General features: G+C 53.6%; 17 protein-coding genes. 12 read left to right on the plus strand and 5 right to left on the minus strand.

The window, feature by feature from the left end; genetic code table 11:
- Window positions 1-6 precede the first annotated feature (6 nt).
- The 6 genes from NOU37_00190 to NOU37_00215 all read left to right on the plus strand — a co-directional run bounded on the left by NOU37_00190 (window position 7) and on the right by NOU37_00215 (window position 4,377).
- A complete protein-coding gene (locus NOU37_00190; GenBank protein MCQ4573659.1) occupies window positions 7-363 on the plus strand; it encodes a DUF488 family protein in 357 nt (118 codons plus the stop codon).
- Window positions 364-367: 4 nt separating this feature from the next.
- Window positions 368-1,027 (plus strand): protein-L-isoaspartate(D-aspartate) O-methyltransferase, encoded by a 660-nt coding sequence (locus NOU37_00195; GenBank protein MCQ4573660.1) that lies wholly within the window; start codon window positions 368-370, stop codon window positions 1,025-1,027.
- Window positions 1,028-1,096: 69 nt separating this feature from the next.
- The gene (locus NOU37_00200; protein ID MCQ4573661.1) at window positions 1,097-1,441 is read left to right on the plus strand and encodes an MTH938/NDUFAF3 family protein; all 345 of its coding nucleotides are present in this window, start codon (window positions 1,097-1,099) and stop codon (window positions 1,439-1,441) included.
- 43 nt (window positions 1,442-1,484) lie between these two features.
- Window positions 1,485-2,645 carry a radical SAM family heme chaperone HemW gene (gene hemW / locus NOU37_00205; GenBank protein ID MCQ4573662.1) on the plus strand — a complete coding sequence of 387 codons (1,161 nt, stop codon included), beginning with the start codon at window positions 1,485-1,487 and terminating at the stop codon, window positions 2,643-2,645.
- A gap of 73 nt (window positions 2,646-2,718) precedes the next feature.
- On the plus strand, window positions 2,719-3,276 hold the full coding sequence (gene efp / locus NOU37_00210; GenBank protein MCQ4573663.1) for an elongation factor P: 558 nt from the start codon (window positions 2,719-2,721) through the stop codon (window positions 3,274-3,276).
- 117 nt (window positions 3,277-3,393) lie between these two features.
- Entirely contained in the window at window positions 3,394-4,377 is a 984-nt protein-coding gene (locus tag NOU37_00215) for a polyprenyl synthetase family protein (protein ID MCQ4573664.1), read from the plus strand.
- 40 nt (window positions 4,378-4,417) lie between these two features.
- Here NOU37_00215 and argS read toward each other — a convergent pair whose 3' ends face one another.
- Together argS and trpS are read right to left on the minus strand one after the other, a co-directional pair.
- Entirely contained in the window at window positions 4,418-6,145 is a 1,728-nt protein-coding gene (gene argS / locus NOU37_00220) for an arginine--tRNA ligase (protein MCQ4573665.1), read from the minus strand.
- A 15-nt stretch (window positions 6,146-6,160) separates the two neighbouring features.
- Window positions 6,161-7,168 (minus strand): tryptophan--tRNA ligase, encoded by a 1,008-nt coding sequence (trpS, locus tag NOU37_00225; protein ID MCQ4573666.1) that lies wholly within the window; start codon window positions 7,166-7,168, stop codon window positions 6,161-6,163.
- A 158-nt stretch (window positions 7,169-7,326) separates the two neighbouring features.
- Here trpS and NOU37_00230 point away from each other — a divergent pair, with 158 nt between their 5' ends.
- On the plus strand, window positions 7,327-7,761 hold the full coding sequence (locus tag NOU37_00230) for an Hsp20/alpha crystallin family protein (GenBank protein ID MCQ4573667.1): 435 nt from the start codon (window positions 7,327-7,329) through the stop codon (window positions 7,759-7,761).
- Between the two features lie 87 nt (window positions 7,762-7,848).
- On the opposite strand, the gene NOU37_00235 is transcribed toward NOU37_00230, so the two are convergent.
- Together NOU37_00235 and NOU37_00240 are read right to left on the minus strand one after the other, a co-directional pair.
- Window positions 7,849-8,745 (minus strand): hypothetical protein, encoded by an 897-nt coding sequence (locus tag NOU37_00235; GenBank protein ID MCQ4573668.1) that lies wholly within the window; start codon window positions 8,743-8,745, stop codon window positions 7,849-7,851.
- A gap of 134 nt (window positions 8,746-8,879) precedes the next feature.
- Window positions 8,880-10,136 (minus strand): ABC transporter permease, encoded by a 1,257-nt coding sequence (locus NOU37_00240; protein ID MCQ4573669.1) that lies wholly within the window; start codon window positions 10,134-10,136, stop codon window positions 8,880-8,882.
- A 159-nt stretch (window positions 10,137-10,295) separates the two neighbouring features.
- On the opposite strand from NOU37_00240, the gene aroC reads away from it, so the two are divergent.
- The 5 genes from aroC to NOU37_00265 all read left to right on the plus strand — a co-directional run bounded on the left by aroC (window position 10,296) and on the right by NOU37_00265 (window position 16,484).
- Window positions 10,296-11,447, plus strand: a complete 1,152-nt coding sequence (gene aroC / locus NOU37_00245; protein ID MCQ4573670.1) for a chorismate synthase — start codon at window positions 10,296-10,298, stop codon at window positions 11,445-11,447.
- Window positions 11,448-11,584: 137 nt separating this feature from the next.
- Entirely contained in the window at window positions 11,585-12,154 is a 570-nt protein-coding gene (gene thpR / locus NOU37_00250; GenBank protein ID MCQ4573671.1) for an RNA 2',3'-cyclic phosphodiesterase, read from the plus strand.
- 27 nt (window positions 12,155-12,181) lie between these two features.
- Entirely contained in the window at window positions 12,182-13,252 is a 1,071-nt protein-coding gene (recA, locus tag NOU37_00255; protein ID MCQ4573672.1) for a recombinase RecA, read from the plus strand.
- A 59-nt stretch (window positions 13,253-13,311) separates the two neighbouring features.
- On the plus strand, window positions 13,312-15,966 hold the full coding sequence (alaS, locus tag NOU37_00260) for an alanine--tRNA ligase (protein ID MCQ4573673.1): 2,655 nt from the start codon (window positions 13,312-13,314) through the stop codon (window positions 15,964-15,966).
- Between the two features lie 44 nt (window positions 15,967-16,010).
- Window positions 16,011-16,484, plus strand: a complete 474-nt coding sequence (locus NOU37_00265) for a beta-hydroxyacyl-ACP dehydratase (protein MCQ4573674.1) — start codon at window positions 16,011-16,013, stop codon at window positions 16,482-16,484.
- Here NOU37_00265 and NOU37_00270 read toward each other — a convergent pair.
- The gene (locus NOU37_00270; GenBank protein ID MCQ4573675.1) at window positions 16,465-17,187 is read right to left on the minus strand and encodes an HAD hydrolase-like protein; all 723 of its coding nucleotides are present in this window, start codon (window positions 17,185-17,187) and stop codon (window positions 16,465-16,467) included. The genes NOU37_00265 and NOU37_00270 overlap by 20 nt on opposite strands.
- Window positions 17,188-17,189: the final 2 nt, after the last annotated feature.

Consider the following 17,189-nt stretch of genomic DNA (forward strand, 5'->3'; position numbering starts at 1 on the left):
TTTAATATGGCCGTGGGGAGAGGAATAGGGACGAAATCCATCTATGATAAAGAAACCCCGGGGGAAGGGCTAAAACTGCTCATAATGAGGCGGTGGCCCAGGGGTGTCTCCAAAAAACGGATAGACGAGTGGGATAAAGACCTGGCACCAAGCCCCGGACTCCTCAACGACTGGATAAAAAAGAAAATCCCGTTTAAAGAATTCAGAAGGAAATACCTCAGTGAGATGAGGACTCAAAAGGACAAGGTAAAGGTCCTTGCCGGGAGGGCCAAAAAAGAGACCATCACGCTGTTCTGCCACGAGGAAGAAGACACCTACTGCCACCGTAAGATGCTTAAAGAGCTTATAGATAAATGCAGGTAAAGTCATGAAAATCATGGACTTCGAGACCAGACGTATGGAGATGGTAAGGACGCAGCTCAGGGGGAGGGATATAGTTGACGAGCGTGTCCTCAAGGCCATGGGGAAGGTGCCGCGCCACCTCTTCATGCCCGTGGATGTGTGGAGCAGGGCGTACGATGACATGCCCGCGCCCATCGGAGAGGCGCAGACCATATCCCAGCCATACATGGTGGCCTGTATGACCCAGGCCTTGCAACTGAGGAGGTCGGACAGGGTGCTTGAGATAGGCACGGGCTCAGGCTACCAGACGGCCATACTGGCTGAAATGGTGGACAACGTCTACACCGTGGAGATAAGACCTGTGCTGCTTGAGCGGGCCAGGGATACGCTTGAGGAGCTGGGCTACGGTCACCGGATAACCTTCCGTGTGAGTGACGGTCATACCGGATACAAAGAAGAGGCCCCTTACGACGCCATAATCGTAACCGCCGCCGCAGACAACATCCCCCCGGCGCTGGTAACACAGCTCGCCGACGGCGGGCGCCTGGTAATCCCCGTGGGATACCCCGAACACCAGATCCTTCACAGGATTACCCGGTCGGGAGCGTTTACCAAACAGGAGCAGCTCCTTAGCTGTATCTTCGTTCCCATGGTCGACAAGGACGAGGTCGACCGTTACGGGTAGAGACGTTAGATAATTCTCCACAGGGGTCACACACAGCTGACCATCTGTGAGATTTTGATACGGTATATCATGCACATCGACTCCTCAAGCTTCGGCAATATCAGGATTGACGGGTGCGACTATTCGAGCGACGTGATAATATACCCGGACAGGGTGAACGCCGGCTGGTGGCGGAAGGACGGGCACAGGCTGCAGGAGGAGGACGTCGGTGAGATACTCCAGGCCGCGCCACGGATATTAATAGTGGGGACAGGTCAGGATGACCGCATGAAGGTTGCTCACGAGTTAAAGATACTGCTTGAGGAGAGAGGCATAGAGCTCCATGTCGCCGTAACGCCGGAGGCCTGCAGGCGGCATAATGACTTTGCGGGAGGCGATAAGACCGTCGTCACCGCCCTTCACCTGACATGCTAGTTGCCACGATATATTACGACTACGATCGACCATGCAGAGACAGATGACACAACCCGCCGCCCTTTACGTCCACATACCGTTCTGCGTGAAGAGGTGCAGCTACTGCGACTTTAACTCGTCCGTCTATCAGGCCGGCGTCGCTTCCAGGTACATAGCGGCGCTGGAGAAGGAGCTTGGGGGCGTAACAGACTATCCCTACAGGACGGTTTATATCGGCGGCGGCACGCCCACGGCCATGAAGGACGAGCAGCTCAACCAGCTTCTTTCTGCCATAAACGGTTCGCTGGACATAAGCCAGGTAAAGGAATATACGGTGGAGGCGAACCCGGGGACGCTTAACGCCGGGAAGGTCGCCCTTTTAAAGGACGGCGGTGTAAACCGCGTCAGCCTGGGCGTCCAGTCCTTTAACGCGAGGGGCCTGAGGTTGCTGGGGCGCGTACATTCGCGGATGGATTCACTTAACGCCTTCGCCGCGCTCCGGGACGGCGGGTTTAACAACCTGAACATTGACCTGATATTCGGCTGGCCGGGGCAGTCCCTTAAGGACTGGGAGGAAGACCTCTCTGAGGCCATGACACTTGACCCGGAGCATGTCTCGGCCTACTGCCTCAGCGTCGAGAGGGGTACGCCCCTGGCGAGGGAGATAAGGTCGGGCGGAACAGCGCCGCCGGATGAGGCCGCGCAGCTCGATATGCTGAAAAGGACCATATCCTTCTTCGCATCGGCCAATAATACATCGGCGAATAACGGCTACAGACATTATGAGATATCGAACTTCGCGAAGAAGGGCCGCCGGTGTCTCCATAACATCAATTACTGGGAGAACCTTCCGTATATGGGTATCGGGGCCGGTGCCGTATCGTACCTGGACGGCAGGCGCACCTCCAACGTAAGGGACGTCGATCGCTATATCAGGCGGATTGAGATGGGAGACGATGGCACCGGAAAGGACGCCACCACGTTCAGGGAGCGTCTGTCTCCCAGAAAACGCGCCGCCGAGACCCTTATGATGGCGCTAAGAATGACCTCCGGCATTAAGGAAGAAGACTTTGCCGCCCGGACGGGTTTCTCCCTGAGTGAACTCTACGGAGACCCGATAGACAGGCTATGTGAGCTGGGCATGATTAGTATGAAACGGGGCAGGCTCCGCCTTACACGTAAGGGCCTTTTCGTGGCGGACTCCGTTATTATGGAATTCATGTAGAGATTTTGTTATAATGCGATTTTTTAAGAATCGGCGATACAAGTAAGGGTTTGTACTAAAGGGGTCATAAGGGTTGATAAACGCTACAGAGATAAGAAACGGGATGATGATAAAGCATGACGGGGACCTGTACGTGGTTGTGGGATTTCACCACCTTACCCCCGGCAATAAACGCGGGCTGATACAGGCAAGGCTTAAGAACCTGAAACAGGGCAACGTAATACAGAGCCGCTTCCGCGTCACGGATAAGATAGACAAGGTCTTCATGGATTACCGCACCATGGAATATCTTTACCACGACGGAAGCAACTACTGTATGATGGATACCGAGACGCTGGAGCAGGAGTTTCTGCCGGGGAGCGTATTGGACGATTATGCCCTGTACATGTCTCTCAATTCCAAGGTCAGGGTTGGTTTCTATGAGGGCAGGCCGGTGTCGGTTGAACTGCCCGCCGCCGTTGAGTTAAAGGTAACGGAGACCTCGCCGGGCACGAAGGGCGACACCGTCACTAACGCATTCAAGCCGGCCAAGCTGGAGACCGGCCTTGAGATAAAGGTGCCTATGTTTATAAACGAAGGAGACGTTCTAAAGGTAGACACCCGCAGCGGCGAGTTCCTGAGCCGGGCGTAACCCTGGAAAAGTAAGTGGTATATTTATGCGTTAGGCCTGGCCTTAAACGGCCAGATGGTTATAATGTGAAACGTGGGGGTGGGCCGTTATCGTAATATCCATTAACGGGAACGCATCGTGAAAAACATAGAAGAATCCCTGAAGTCGTACGGCACGCGTATTGACGCTTACCTCAAAGGACTTATCCCCGTCAAAGATGATTATCTGAGCGACGCTATCTGGTATCACATGGAATCGGGCGGCAAGCGTATGCGCCCGGCGCTTTGCCTTATTATATGTGAGGGCCTGGGCGGCAATCCGGATGAGGCCATGCCGTTTGCCGCCGCCGTCGAGATACTGCATAACATGTTTCTCGTCCACGACGACATAGAAGACGGCGACACCATGCGGCGCGACAAACCCACCGTCTGGGTCAAATACGGCACGGCAAACGCCATAAACGTCGGTGACTACCTGCTGGGCCGCGCCTACCGCGTCATACTGGAGTGTGACCTGCCACTGGAAAAAAAACTCAAGCTGCTGCACATCTTTACCATCACGTATGAAAAGACCGTGGAGGGGCAGGCCCTGGACATAAACTGGAGGGGTTCCACGGATTTTACCATAGAGCACTACCTCCAGATAGTGGAGCTGAAGACGGCGTATTACCTGACCTGCGGCATGGTGGGCGGCGCCGTGGTGGCGGGAAAATCAGACGACGTGGTTGAGAAGATATGGGAGCTCGGCAGGAGTATAGGACCCGCCTTCCAGATACGCGACGACCTCATAGACCTCACGCACGGCAAGGGCCGGGGCGGCGTAATCGGCTCGGATATAAAGGAAGGCAAGCCCAGCTTCCTCTACGCCTATACGATGAGCCAGGCGGGCGCGGGCGACAGGGAAAGGCTTATTGAGATAATGCTCAAGCCCAGGAATGATACGTCGTCACGCGTGGTTGATGAGGTTATATCGCTTTACAACAAATACGACACAATAAATTACTCGCAGAAATTTGCCGACGAGCTTGTTGAGAAGTCCTTTAAGATCATTGAAGAGATACCCGTAGAGGACAAGTCCGCCTTCCGCGACATCGCCCGGTTCATGACCGAAAGAACGGTGTGATAATGTTAAGGTTTGAGAACATAATACCCTGGATATAAACCTACATCTCCTCAGGGGTCTGGAGGCCAAGGAGAGTAAGGCCGTTTCTGATGGCCTGTCTTACCGAATCCGAGAGCAGTATCCTCGCCTTTGTCAACGTTTCATCCGGGCCGAGAATCCGGTGGTGGTTGTAGTAGCGGTTGAATGTACCGCAGAGTTCCAGTAAATAGTTGCACACTATCATAGGTTCGCAGGAACGCACGGCGCCTTCCGTGGCCTGGGTAAATTGTTCCAGCTTCCTGACCAGCAGGTACTCATCCTCCTCCTTGAGCAGTCCGTAGTCCACATCCGTACCCACCGGTTTCCCGTATTTCCTTATCACGCTGCAGAGACGCGCGTGTGTGTACTGTACGTAGGGGCCGGTCTCCCCGTCGAAGTTCAGGACCACGTCCCAGTCGAAGACAACGTCCTTCGCCCGCCTCGTTGACAGGTCGGTGAAGACGACCGCGCCGATTCCCACCTGACGGGCTATCCGTTCCTTGTTTTCAAGCCCCGGATTCTTTTCGTCTATTATCTCACTTGCTCGTGTCACCGCCTCGTTGAGGACCTCCTCAAGCAGGATTATCTCGCCCTTCCGGGTGGACATCCTGCCGTGTTTGAATTTTATGAGGCCGAAGTCCACGTGGGCGCAGTCCTTTACCCAGTCGTCACCCAGGAGTTCAAGCACCTTGAATACCTGTCTGAAATGCAGTTTCTGTTCGGAACCCACCACGTATAACATCTTGCTGAAGCCGTACTCCTTGTGACGGTATTCCGCGGCACAGATGTCGCGCGTGGCGTAGAGGCTTGCCTCGTCACGCTTCTTAAGCAGGCAGGGTGGCATGTCGTACTCATCCAGGTCAACTATAAGCGCCTCGTCGCTTATCGTCGTGAGTCCTGCGGACTTGAGCCTCTCTACGGTATCATCAAGCATCTCGTTGTAAAAACTCTCGCCGGTGTAGTGGTCAAACTTTATCCCCAGTGCGTCGTAGACCTTATTAAATTCCTTCAGGCTCATTTCTCTGAAGTGTTCCCAGAGTTTCCTTGTGTCGGGGTTGCCGCCCTCGAGGTCCTTGAAGGCCGCCCTGGCCTCTTCTTCGAGTGAGGGGTTTTCCCTGGCCTCTTCGTGGAATTTTACGTACAGGCCGTTCAACGCGCCTATGGGGTTGTCTTGCAGGGCCTCTTCACTGCCCCAGTGCCTGAAGGCCGTTATGAGCTGGCCGAACTGTGTGCCCCAGTCCCCGAGGTGGTTTATCCCGATAACCCGGTAACCGAGCGCCTTATGGAGCTTGTAGAGGGCGTTTCCGATAACGGCGGAGCGGAGGTGGTGGACGCCCAGGTGTTTTGCGATGTTCGGGGATGAGAAGTCAATGACCACCGTCTTACCGTGGCCGATACCGGGCTGGCCGTAAGAGTTTTTTTCGGCAAAGACCTCTTCCAGCACCCATTGCGCAAGCCTGTTTCTCTCGACAAAGAAGTTCAGGTAAGGCCCGTGCGCCTCCACCCGGATTATTTCTCCCCCCGCGAGCGGAGAACCCGCGAGTTCCTTTGCTATCAGTGCCGGGGCCTTCTGGAGTTTATCCTTGAAGGTAAAACAGGGCAGTGCGTAATCACCCATCTCAGGTCTTGGCGGGATGGTGATGAGCGATTTTACGGCGCCTTCCTCAAGGCCCGCATGTTCCCTGAGCCGGCGGGTTATCTCGCTTATGAACGGGTTTTCGTGGGAATGGGTATGGGGGTTTTCTACCACTTTAAATCCATAGTCTCACGTCTTGGACTGTTTTGGGTAAACGCTGAGGTTTAGTCCCATGCTCGAACGTACCTCCTTCATAGTTGTGTGGGCGAGCTCTCTACACCTCTCCGCGCCACGTTTCAGGACGTTCAGCACGTAGCCGGGGTCGTTGTCCAGTTCCTTTGCCTTTTGTCTCATCGGCGCAAGTTCCCGGATTATGTTGTCGGACAGGACTTTTTTGCATTCCAGGCACCCGATTCCGGCCGTCCTGCAGCCGTCCGCGGCCCAGTCAATCTCTTCGTCCGAGGAGAAATATTTGTGAAGGTGGTAGATGTTGCAGATCTCTGGAGTGCCGGGATCGGAACGCTTTATCCTTGCCGGGTCGGTTACCGCCACCGAGAGTTTTTTCCATATGGCCTCAGGTGATTCAGTGATGCCGATATAATTGTTCATGCTCTTACTCATCTTGTTCGCGGCGTCGAGGCCCATAATCCTTGGTGCGTCTGAAAGGAGTTCCTTGGGTTCAGGGAATATATTGCCGTAGCGTCTGTTAAATTTCCGGACTATTTCCCTTGAGAGTTCAAGGTGCTGGAGCTGGTCTTCTCCCACGGGCACGACCTCCGCCTTGTAGAGGAGTATGTCGGCCGCCTGGAGTATAGGGTAAACGAACAGTCCCGCGTTTACGTTTTCCCTTTGTTGCTGCGCCTTGTCCTTGAACTGGGTCATGCGCTCGAGATGGCCTATGGGTGTGACGGTGTTAAGTATCCATGCCAGCTCGACATGTTCGGGCACGTGGGACTGGACAAACATGGTGCAGCGTTCAGGGTCAAGTCCTGCGGCTATGTCCGCAGTCGCCACCTGGAGTATCTTCTTCGACATGTCATCGGGGTTGTGCTCCACGGTTATAGCGTGGTAGTCGACGATGGAGAAGATACAGTCGTATTTGTCGAGCAGTTTGACCCAGTTCTTTATTGCCCCCAGGTAGTTACCTATATGTACTTCACCCGTGGGTTGGATACCGCTGAAGAGTCTCTTTTTCATAGGGGAGTTTTTGCCTTTTTCATCAAATTTTATCAGAACAATGGGCCCTTTCAAGTACTTTTAGGCCCCTGGTTTTGTGTTGACAAGGTTTTTAGGTGCAATATAATTTATTATATAAGAGAGATTTGAGTGTCTTTTCTATATGAGAGGGGGCCGTTATGGCGGATATTATGAGATGGCCGGAAGTGCCTGGTTTTGGTTCCCTGCAGAGGGAGATGGACCGGCTGTTTGAAGACTTCTTCCGCAGGAGTGGGCTGCCGGCACGGTGGGGCCCGGCGGTAGACGTTTTGGAAACGTCCGACAGCGTCATAGTTAAGGTCGAGTTGCCTGGTGTAGACCCGAAGAGCGTGGACATAGCTGTTTCAGGTGAAAACCTGACAATAAAGGGTGAGAAGAAGGAAGAAAAGGAAGAGAAGGGCAAGAACTTCTATAGAGTTGAGAGATCGTACGGGAATTTCTGCCGCACCATACCCCTGCCGGCCGCTGTAGAGGCGGACAAGGCAAAAGCGGATTATAAGGAAGGCGTACTTCAGGTAACGCTTCCAAAGTCTGACAAGGCCAAAGCGAAAAGAATCCCAATAAAGACCGATTAAAAAAGGGATATAAAGAGACAGGAGTTTAAAAGAGAGGGTTTAAGACGCTCTCTTTTTTTAATTGCGCCGGACGCAATCAAAAGTTTTTCAATAACTTTCGTGCTGAAGTTCCAATATTCTCGGTGTGATGGATTCTATCTTCTCGATGTTCTCCTCACAATCATACAGATGCTCTGCCAACGCCTTCGCTTGCTTAAAGTTTTCAAGCGCACCGGAGAAGTCTCTTTCATAGTAATCATTCATACCGGAATAGAAGAGATGCAAGAACTGTATGTTGTCGTCTGAGCGTATAGCCAGCGCCTTGCCCGACATCTCCTTTGCCTTCTTGTTGTATCCGCTCTTGTGATAGCTCTTTGCGGCCACAAGGAATGCTTCCCGCCTGCCGTCCTTATACATGGAGGACAGGATTTCGTCCCGACTCTTCTTGCCGAACGCCTCCTCTACCAGTTCCTCCTCCTCCAGCAGGAACCGGACCAGAAGGCCGTTTTCACGATAGCCTGTAATCAAATCCTTCAGCTGTTCCAATGTGTTGATTATCAGGGTGTTGGTCTCTTTCAACTCCTCGGCCAGCCTCTTTTTTGCCCTCATAAGGATATGGTTTTCTTCTCTAAGGAATTTCTTCTCGAGAGACGTCTTAGAGGCCTTTTGCTTCAGCTTGTAGAGCTTGGGCATGTATACCTCCAGCTGATAACAGTTTTCTCTTATGATCATGGCCTCGTGAAAGATTGAACCTATGGCCAGGTCAAATAACATTTCCTGTTCCGTGGAATGGTCGTTGTTGCGGAATAACGTCTGGCAGTTCTTCTTCACGTTAAAGAGCATTGAATGCCCTTTGTCGTCTACCAGTTCCTGTACGGCATCAAATCTCAGGTTGCCCATGTGGTAGTCTGAAAAGAGCTTGCGATAGAAAATGGCCGAGCGGAGGAACTGCTTGACTATTTCCACAACCTTACGGTCTCTGTCTTTTTCGGTTATCTCTGTCATGTCTTGTTGGTGATAACTTGTATATGGATTCAGTTTCTGGCCTTGCGGATGTCACAATTACACATTACATCTTTGGTGTGCGGTCTGTCAACACCTGAGGAGCCGGGCGGGGAATAGCGGCAGGGAGTTCGCGGCTACTCGTAACGCAAGACTTCCACGGGGTTGAGCCTGGCGGCCTTCATCGCGGGGTAGACACTGGCAAGGACACTGAGGACTATGGCCACGCCGGTAATAATTAATATGTCCCAGAGGTTCAGTAACACCGGAATCTCGTTAAAATAATAGACCTCCGGAGGGAATGGCCTCCATCCCGTAATGCCGTAAAGTTGCTGCTCCATCCAGTTGACCCTCAGTGCTATCCCGGCACCGAGTGCCACACCTATGGCCGAGCCGATAACTCCTACGATAAACCCGTTGAACAGGAAAACGCTCATTATGCCGGTCTGCGTGGCGCCGATAGACTTAAGTATCCCGATGTCCTTTGCTACGACGAAGACTATCATCCTGAGGATTGCCATGATGCAAAAACCGGCTATCAGGAGTAAAAATAAGAGGATTATGGCCATCACCCGCCTCTCCAGTTGTACCGCCCTCAGGAAGGTCTTTCTCGCATCCTCCCATGTCTGCACGAAATACTGCGAACCCAGCATCTTCTGCAGTTCGTCCCTTATTTCCGAGGAACGGCGGTAGTCGTCCAGTCCGACGCTTATACCCGTCACAGAGTCAAGGCTTCCGGTCAATTCCTGCGCAGCCTTCAGCGGGATGTACACGTAGGTTTTGTCGTAGTCGTACATGCCGGACTGGAACCTGCCTTCCACGATAAAGGGCTTTACGCTTATCTTGTCCCAGCCCTTAACGGTGACGAGCACTATCTTCTCCCCGTTGGGCACGAAGCTGTCCGGGTCTTTGACAGGGTCACCCGGCGCGAGCCGCAGGCGTTCCACACCCACGAACGCGCTGTAGATATTGTTCTCCCCGTGGCGCAGGTTGAGATACTCCGGTTTGCCGCCGAACTCCTTCAGGTAAGTGCCGAATTTTCCGACCTCCGCCTCCAGCTTGGGGTCTATTCCCCTGAAATACGCAAACTCCTTGGAGCCCCGTATCCTCATAAGCGCGGGACCCTCCACAAACGGTGCGCAGGCCTTTACGTGTTTTACCTTTTTTACCCTCTCCATAACATCCTGGTAGTCGGTAAAGCCGTAAATTCCGCCCCTCAGGATTATTACATTCGTCAGGGTCCCCCGGATACGCATCCGCAGCTCCTTGTCAAAGCCGCTCATCACGGACAGGACCACTATGTACGTCATAACGCTAATTGCCACCGCCGCGATGGCGATATAGCAACTCTTTCTTCTCTTGAGGTAGCGCAGGCTTATAAAGACCGGGTACATGTTTCTCCTAAGTAATTGACGGAAAGGGCTTAAGATGTAATCGGGCTATTTTAGCAGGGGTTCCTCCGATAGAGCAAACAAAATATGCTAATGCATGCGTAAGAATCCTTGACAAAGCCGTTAATGTCGAAATAATACGGTTCTAAGGAGATTACTATTATGCTTAGATACATAACAGCAGGGGAGTCTCACGGCAAGTGCATGCTGGCCGTGGTGGAGGGATTTCCGGCGGGGGTGTGCATTGACCTTGAGGCGATAAATAACGAACTCAGGCGCCGCCAGGGAGGCGTTGGCAGGGGCCCTAGAATGGGCATCGAAAAGGATGAGGTGGAAATCCTCTCCGGCATCAGAAAAGGCGTTACCCTGGGGAGCCCGATATGTATGAGAATAGAGAATAAGGACTCCAGTATTGACCAGCTGCCGGAGCTTACCAGCGCAAGGCCGGGCCACGCCGACCTGGCGGGGGCCATGAAATACGGGTTCCACGACATGCGAAACGTGCTTGAGCGGTCGAGCGCCAGAGAGACGGCGGCACGGGTGGCGGCAGGGGCCCTGGCCGGGACCCTGCTCAACGAGTTTGGAATCAAGGCCATTGGTTACGTCAGGGGGATTGGCGGCGTCATGGACGATACCCCGGCGCAGGATTTAGACCCGGAAGATATCCGGAGGCTCAGGGACTCAAGCGGTACCTACTGCCTTGACAAAGGGGCGGAGGAACGGATGACGAAGAGGATTAAAGAGGCAGCGGATGCCGGTGACTCAGTGGGCGGGTTGATAGAGGTGACGGTGTACGGTGTCCCGCCGGGACTGGGCAGCAGTGCGCAGTGGGACCAGAGGCTTGACGGCAGGCTCGCCTCTGCGGTTATGTCGGTCCAGGCCATGAAGGGTGTCGAGATAGGGCTTGGCTTTCAGGTAGCTGAGAGACCGGGTTCGGAGGTGCATGACTGCATATACTACGACGAAAAGTCCCGTGGTGAGAGCCTGACCGGGGGCTTTTACCGGAAGACTAACCGGGCCGGCGGGCTTGAAGGCGGAGTGACAAACGGAGAGCCCGTGGTCGTCAGGGCGGCGATGAAGCCAATACCTACCCTGCGCAAGTCGCTGGAGTCGGTGGACCTGAGTACAAAAAAGACCTCTCCGGCGGCCGCCGAGCGTTCCGACGTGTGTGCGGCGCCTGCGGCGTCGGTAGTGGTGGAAGCTGTCGTAAGTTTTGAGATTGCAAAGGCTTTTATGGAGAAATTCGGTGGCGATTCGATTCAGGAAACCGGGAGGAACCTGAAGGGCTACCTGAAACAGGTGCGCGGTCTCTGACAAACCGTTTTCCCTTGAATAAATTTTTCCCCTAAGGTATAGTAAAACTTTGTATTCAGAGGTCCATGCGGTCTTCATGTGCCCCCAAAATGACGGTTGTGCAGGGTTTGTCGATGGTCCTAATTAAAACCTGATAAATGGAAAAACTCAGGACCTTTGTTGCTGTAGAGATAGACGAGGCGATAAGGAAAAGATTCGGGGTCTTACAGGAGAGGCTGAAGGAAGCCGGGGGCGACGTTAAGTGGGTGGAAGCCGGGAACATTCACATCACACTAAAATTCCTCGGCTCTATAGAATACACTGACCTTTCCCTGGTACAGGAAGTAATGCAGGAGGCGGTCGCCGGTCTGGAGCCCTTTTGTGTCAGGTTCAGGGGTGTTGGGGCCTTTCCCAGACCCGACAGGCCTCGGGTGCTAATCGTTGAGATTCAGGACACCTCCGGCAGCCTCGCCAAGATAAACTCCAGGCTCGAACAGGGGTTTCTTGAGAAGTTGGGTATAAGAAAAGAAGGGCGCAGGTATTCACCTCACCTTACCCTGGGCCGCGTAAAATCTACAAAGGGCATGGACACTCTGGTTCGACTTGTTGCGCGGCATTGTACAGATGACTTTGGCCAGGAGTGGATAAAAAGTGTTGTGCTCATGCACAGCCAGTTATCCCCCAAGGGTCCGGCCTATACAAGGCTTGAGAGTTTTCGTTTAGAATAACCCTTGTTAGAAATAGGGAGTAAAGGAATGGCAAAACAGGTAGTTGCGGATAAGGACAGGGACAAGAACAAGGATAAAAAGGGTGAGGCCCTTGAGAGGGCCCTCTCTCAGCTGGAGAAACAGTATTACAAGGGTATCGTAATGCGGATGGGCTCTCATGAAAGGCTCAGCGTGCCGGCGATCTCTACGGGTTCATTGTCTCTTGACCTGGCCCTGGGCATAAACGGTGTACCCAGGGGCAGGGTGATAGAGATATTTGGTCCCGAGGCCTCCGGGAAGACGACGCTTGCCCTCCAAATAGTGGCCAACGCACAGAAGCAGGGTGGTGTGGCCGCCTTTATTGACGCCGAACACGCCATTGACCCGGAATATGCAAAAAAACTGGGTGTAGACCTGGATGAACTCCTGATAAACCAGCCCGACACGGGAGAGCAGGCCCTGGACATAGTGGAGACGCTTGTCAGGTCCAGCGCGGTGGACATTATAGTGGTGGACTCCGTTGCGGCCCTGACTCCAAAGGCGGAGATAGAGGGCAATATGGGTGATATGCAGATTGGACTTCAGGCAAGACTGATGTCCCAGGCCATGCGCAAGCTATCGGGCGTAATCTCCAAATCAAATACCTGCCTTGTATTTATCAACCAGATAAGGGAAAAGATTGGCGTTATGTTCGGCAACCCGGAGACGACGCCGGGCGGCAGGGCGCTTAAGTTCTACGCCTCTGTCCGTATAGAGGTGCGGAGGATTGGAATAATCAAAGACGGTGACCGTGCAATAGGCAACAGGGTCAGGGCGATGGTGGTAAAAAACAAGGTCGCACCCCCTTTCCGTAAGACGGAGTTTGACCTCATGTATAAGGGCGGCATCTCCTTTTCAGGTGACGTGGTTGATTTGGCGCTTGCGCATAACATAGTTGATAAGAGTGGCGCGTGGTTCTCATACGGAAAGATACGCCTGGGGCAGGGCAGGGAAAACACCAAGACTTTTCTTGAAGAAAACCCCAAGCTTATGGAAGAAATAAAGCAGGTGGTATTGCAGAAGCTTGCATCGGCGGAACAGGCAACGGCGGGTAAGAGGAAGGATGCCCAAAAGGACTGATTTCTCCCTGAAAACAATCTCTTGCCTCAAGTACATAAACTCTCAAAAAGCCCTATGACATGAAGACGAATGACCTCAGGGAGCGGTTCCTAAGATTCTTTGAGAAGAAGGGGCATAAGATAGTTCCCAGTGACTCTCTGGTACCCACGCATGACCCTACCCTGCTGTTTACCGGGGCGGGCATGAACCAGTTCAAGGACCAGCTTCTGGGCAGGGGCAAGATTACGTACACCAGGGCCGCATCGTCCCAGAAGTGTCTACGTACCGGTGACATAGACAACGTCGGGAAAACCGCCTCCCACCACACCTTCTTTGAAATGCTGGGGAATTTCTCCTTTGGTGATTACTTCAAGGAAGAGGCCATCGAACTGGCATGGGAGTTTCTGCTTGAAGATTTAAAACTCCCGGCCGACCGCCTGTACGCCAGCGTGTACGTTGACGATGATGAGGCCTATGGTGCATGGGAGAAGAAGGTCGGCCTGCCGGGTTCAAGGATATTCCAGTACGGAGAGGATGCGAACTTCTGGCCGGCCAACGCGCCGTCGCAGGGGCCAAACGGCCCTTGCGGGCCCTGCGCCGAGATATTCTATGACCAGGGAGAGGCTGTCGGATGCGGCAGGGATGATTGTAATCCCAACTGTAACCACTGTGAACGCTTCGTGGAGATATGGAATCTGGTCTTTGTGCAGTATGACCGTAAGGGCCGGGGGGTGCTGGATCCGCTGGCCCATAAGGGTATTGATACCGGGATGGGCCTTGAAAGGATGGCAAGGATTACGCAGGGTGTGCTGAACAATTTTGAAATAGTAGACATATTTGTACCGATAATCAATGAGTTGGAAGACATCCTGGGTGTAAAATGTGCGGGTGACAACACGGTACTCTTTCGCAGGATTGCCGACCACATCCGTGCGGTGGTTTTCTGTATCTCGGACGGTGTCCTGCCGTCAAACGAGGGGAGGGGCTACGTGGAGCGGCGCCTTATCAGACGTGCGGTGAGGGACGCGATGCAGATGGGCCATGAGAAGGTGTCACTGTACAAGCTGGTGCCGGTGATAGCCGATGTAATGGAAAGACCTTACCCCGAGGTCAGGGCGCGTCGCGAAAATATAGCGCGGATAATAGAGAACGAGGAGAAGAGGTTCCTGCAGACCTATTATCAGGGCATGCGCCGGCTCGAAGAGATTGGCACGTCGCTAAAGAAGGAGGGGGAGAAGGTCTTTCCCCCGGAAGAGGCCTTCAGGCTGTACGACACCTACGGTTTTCCCATAGAAGGCACCGCCGCCTTCTGTAAAGAGGAAGGTTTTGGTTTTGACGAGAGTGGGTTTGAGAAACACATGGAAGAACGCGCGCGGCTGTCCAGGGTCACCTCGAATATAAGCGGGACGGTCTTTGACTCAGGACCGGTCGCGCAGCTTAAGGAGTCCTGCGAGGGAACGGAATTCCAGGGTTACCTTGGGGGCAGGGTGGACGCGAAGGTGCTGGCCATTATTGCGGGAGACCAATTGGCCGGGAGTGCAGAGAAGGGTCAATCGGTTGTGGTGGTTTTAGACCGTACGCCCTTCTATGGCGAGGCGGGTGGACAGGTAGGAGATACAGGCTGCCTCAAGGGTAAGGATTTCTCTTTGGATGTTACGGACACGAGGAGGGCGGACGATTTCATCCTGCACGACTCAAAAGTGACAAAGGGTAAAGTGTCTGTCGGCGACAAGCTCACGTGCGAGGTCGACCTCGAAAGAAGGGCCGCGATAAGCCGCAACCATACGGCAACACACATATTACACCACGTGCTCAGACAGGTGGTGGGTGAACATGCGGAGCAGGCAGGTTCCCTGGTGGCCCCCGAGAGGCTGCGCTTTGACTTTAACCACTTTCAGGCCCTCAGCAACGAAGAACTCTCCAGGATAGAAGACCTGGTAAATGAGAAGGTTACAGAGGACTCTCCTGTGGAGACGGAGGAGATGTCCCAGGATGAGGCCAAAAAAAGGGGTGCTGTGGCGCTGTTTGGTGAAAAATATGGTGAGAAGGTGCGCCTGGTAGACATAGGAGACTACAGCCTGGAACTCTGCGGCGGCATCCACTTGAGACGGACCGGCGAGGTGGGCCTGTTCAAGATTGTGGGAGAGGGTTCTGTTGCCGCGGGCATCCGCCGCATAGAGGCCCTCACGGGTCCCGCCGCCGTTACCAGTGTCAGGGAGAGGGAATATGCCGTCGGGAGACTGGCTCGCATGTTAAAGGTGCAGGAGAGTGATCTTACAGACAGGGTGGAAGGGCTGCTGGAAGAAATAAAAAAGCTTGAAAAGGAGATAAAGAGACTGAAAACGGGGGACATGGGCAAGGCGACGGGTGACCTTCTCACCCGTGCCAGGGAGGTATCCGGCGTAAAGATTGTGACGGAGATGTTGGAAGGGGCCAGGGTGGACGACCTTCGCAGGGCTGCCGATACACTCAAGGCCCAGGCGACTTCTATTGCCATAGTGCTAGCCTCCGCGGAGGACGGTGCGGTGGTGGTGATAACTTCGTTGAGCAAGGACCTTGTGCAACGCGGGCTGCATGCCGCTGAGATAGCCAGGGGTGTCGCAAAGTTGATTGGCGGTGGAGGCGGTGGCAGGGCGGATATGGCGCAGGCCGGTGGAAATCGAGTGGACAAGATTGACGAGGCGTTAGAGTATTCGTACAAGCTGATAAAGGAAAAGGTGCTTGGTGGAGGATAGGAATGTACCGAATGGACGTGTTCTTTAACCGGAGGGCAGCATAGATGCCACCAAAATTTCTAGTTGACCTCAAGGGGTTTGACCTCGATAAGCCGGAGGTAAGCATTGAGGAAATAAGGGACGTTAACCCCCACCGCTACGAGATGGAGCAGCTTACGGCGATATTGAGATATGACCCGGACAACAAACTTATTGTGGGCTACAAGGACGTGACGGCGGATGAATTCTGGGTGCGTGGCCATATACCTGGAAGACCGCTGATGCCCGGCGTTCTTATGGTAGAGGCGGCCGCGCAGCTGTGTACCTATTATTACAAGAGGGCTATGGCTGACGAGAGGTTTCTGGGTTTTGGCGGCGTAGACAAGGTAAAGTTCCGCGGCACGGTGGTTCCCGGAGACAAACTTATACTGATAGCAAAAAACCTTGAATTAAGACCCAGAAGGGCCATCTTTGACACGCAGGGAGTGGTGGACGACAGGATAGTCTTTGGGGCAAGGATTATTGGGATGGCTGTTTAACGGGGACGATACCAGGCAGGTCGGCCATGTTTTCTATATATATATCGGGTTTCTCGCTGTTAGTGGGGTCTGAGATGAAGCGCTGGTAGTGCCTTCCGTGCTTTATCATTATCGTAGTAATCCCCAACTCCTTCGCCACCTTGAGTTCCCGGTCCATTCTGTCACCCACGCAGAGGACCTGTTCCGGTTTCAGACCGTGCCTGTCCAGGATGTCCTTAAAACTTGCCTTCTTGGCATCCGGGCTGGCCTTACTTGTATCCAGGATGGCTATTTCGCCAAATAGTCCATCCAAGCCCAGCACGTGCACCTTCTCTTCCTGCTCCTCACGCTTGCCCATAGTGACAAGAAATAACACAAATCCCCTGTCTTTCAGTTCCGTGAGAGTTTCCACCGCCCCTGGAAAAGGCTTTATTCCACTCCCACTGATACTTACCTCAGAAAGTGCCTCCTTGACGTCTTCAAGAAAGCTGTGGGGCAGGGAGTATTGACGGGCTATGGCCTCATACAGGTCGCTGTCGGGGGTCTTTTTCCTGTCGAGTTCAAGCTGTAGTTCATAGGCCTCTTTCTCCGGACACCCGATGGCGCGGGCGATGACCTTTGCCGCCATAAGTCTCTGAGAGCGTACAAGAGTCCCAGAGCAGTCGTAGAGGGTGTCATCGAGGTCAAAGATTACGGCCTTTACGGCCCCCGGGGTGTGTGACATGA

Origin of the sequence: Candidatus Bathyanammoxibius amoris, assembly GCA_024451685.1 — a bacterium.
In the GTDB taxonomy this organism is placed as follows: Bacteria; Planctomycetota; Brocadiia; order Brocadiales; family Bathyanammoxibiaceae; genus Bathyanammoxibius; species Bathyanammoxibius amoris.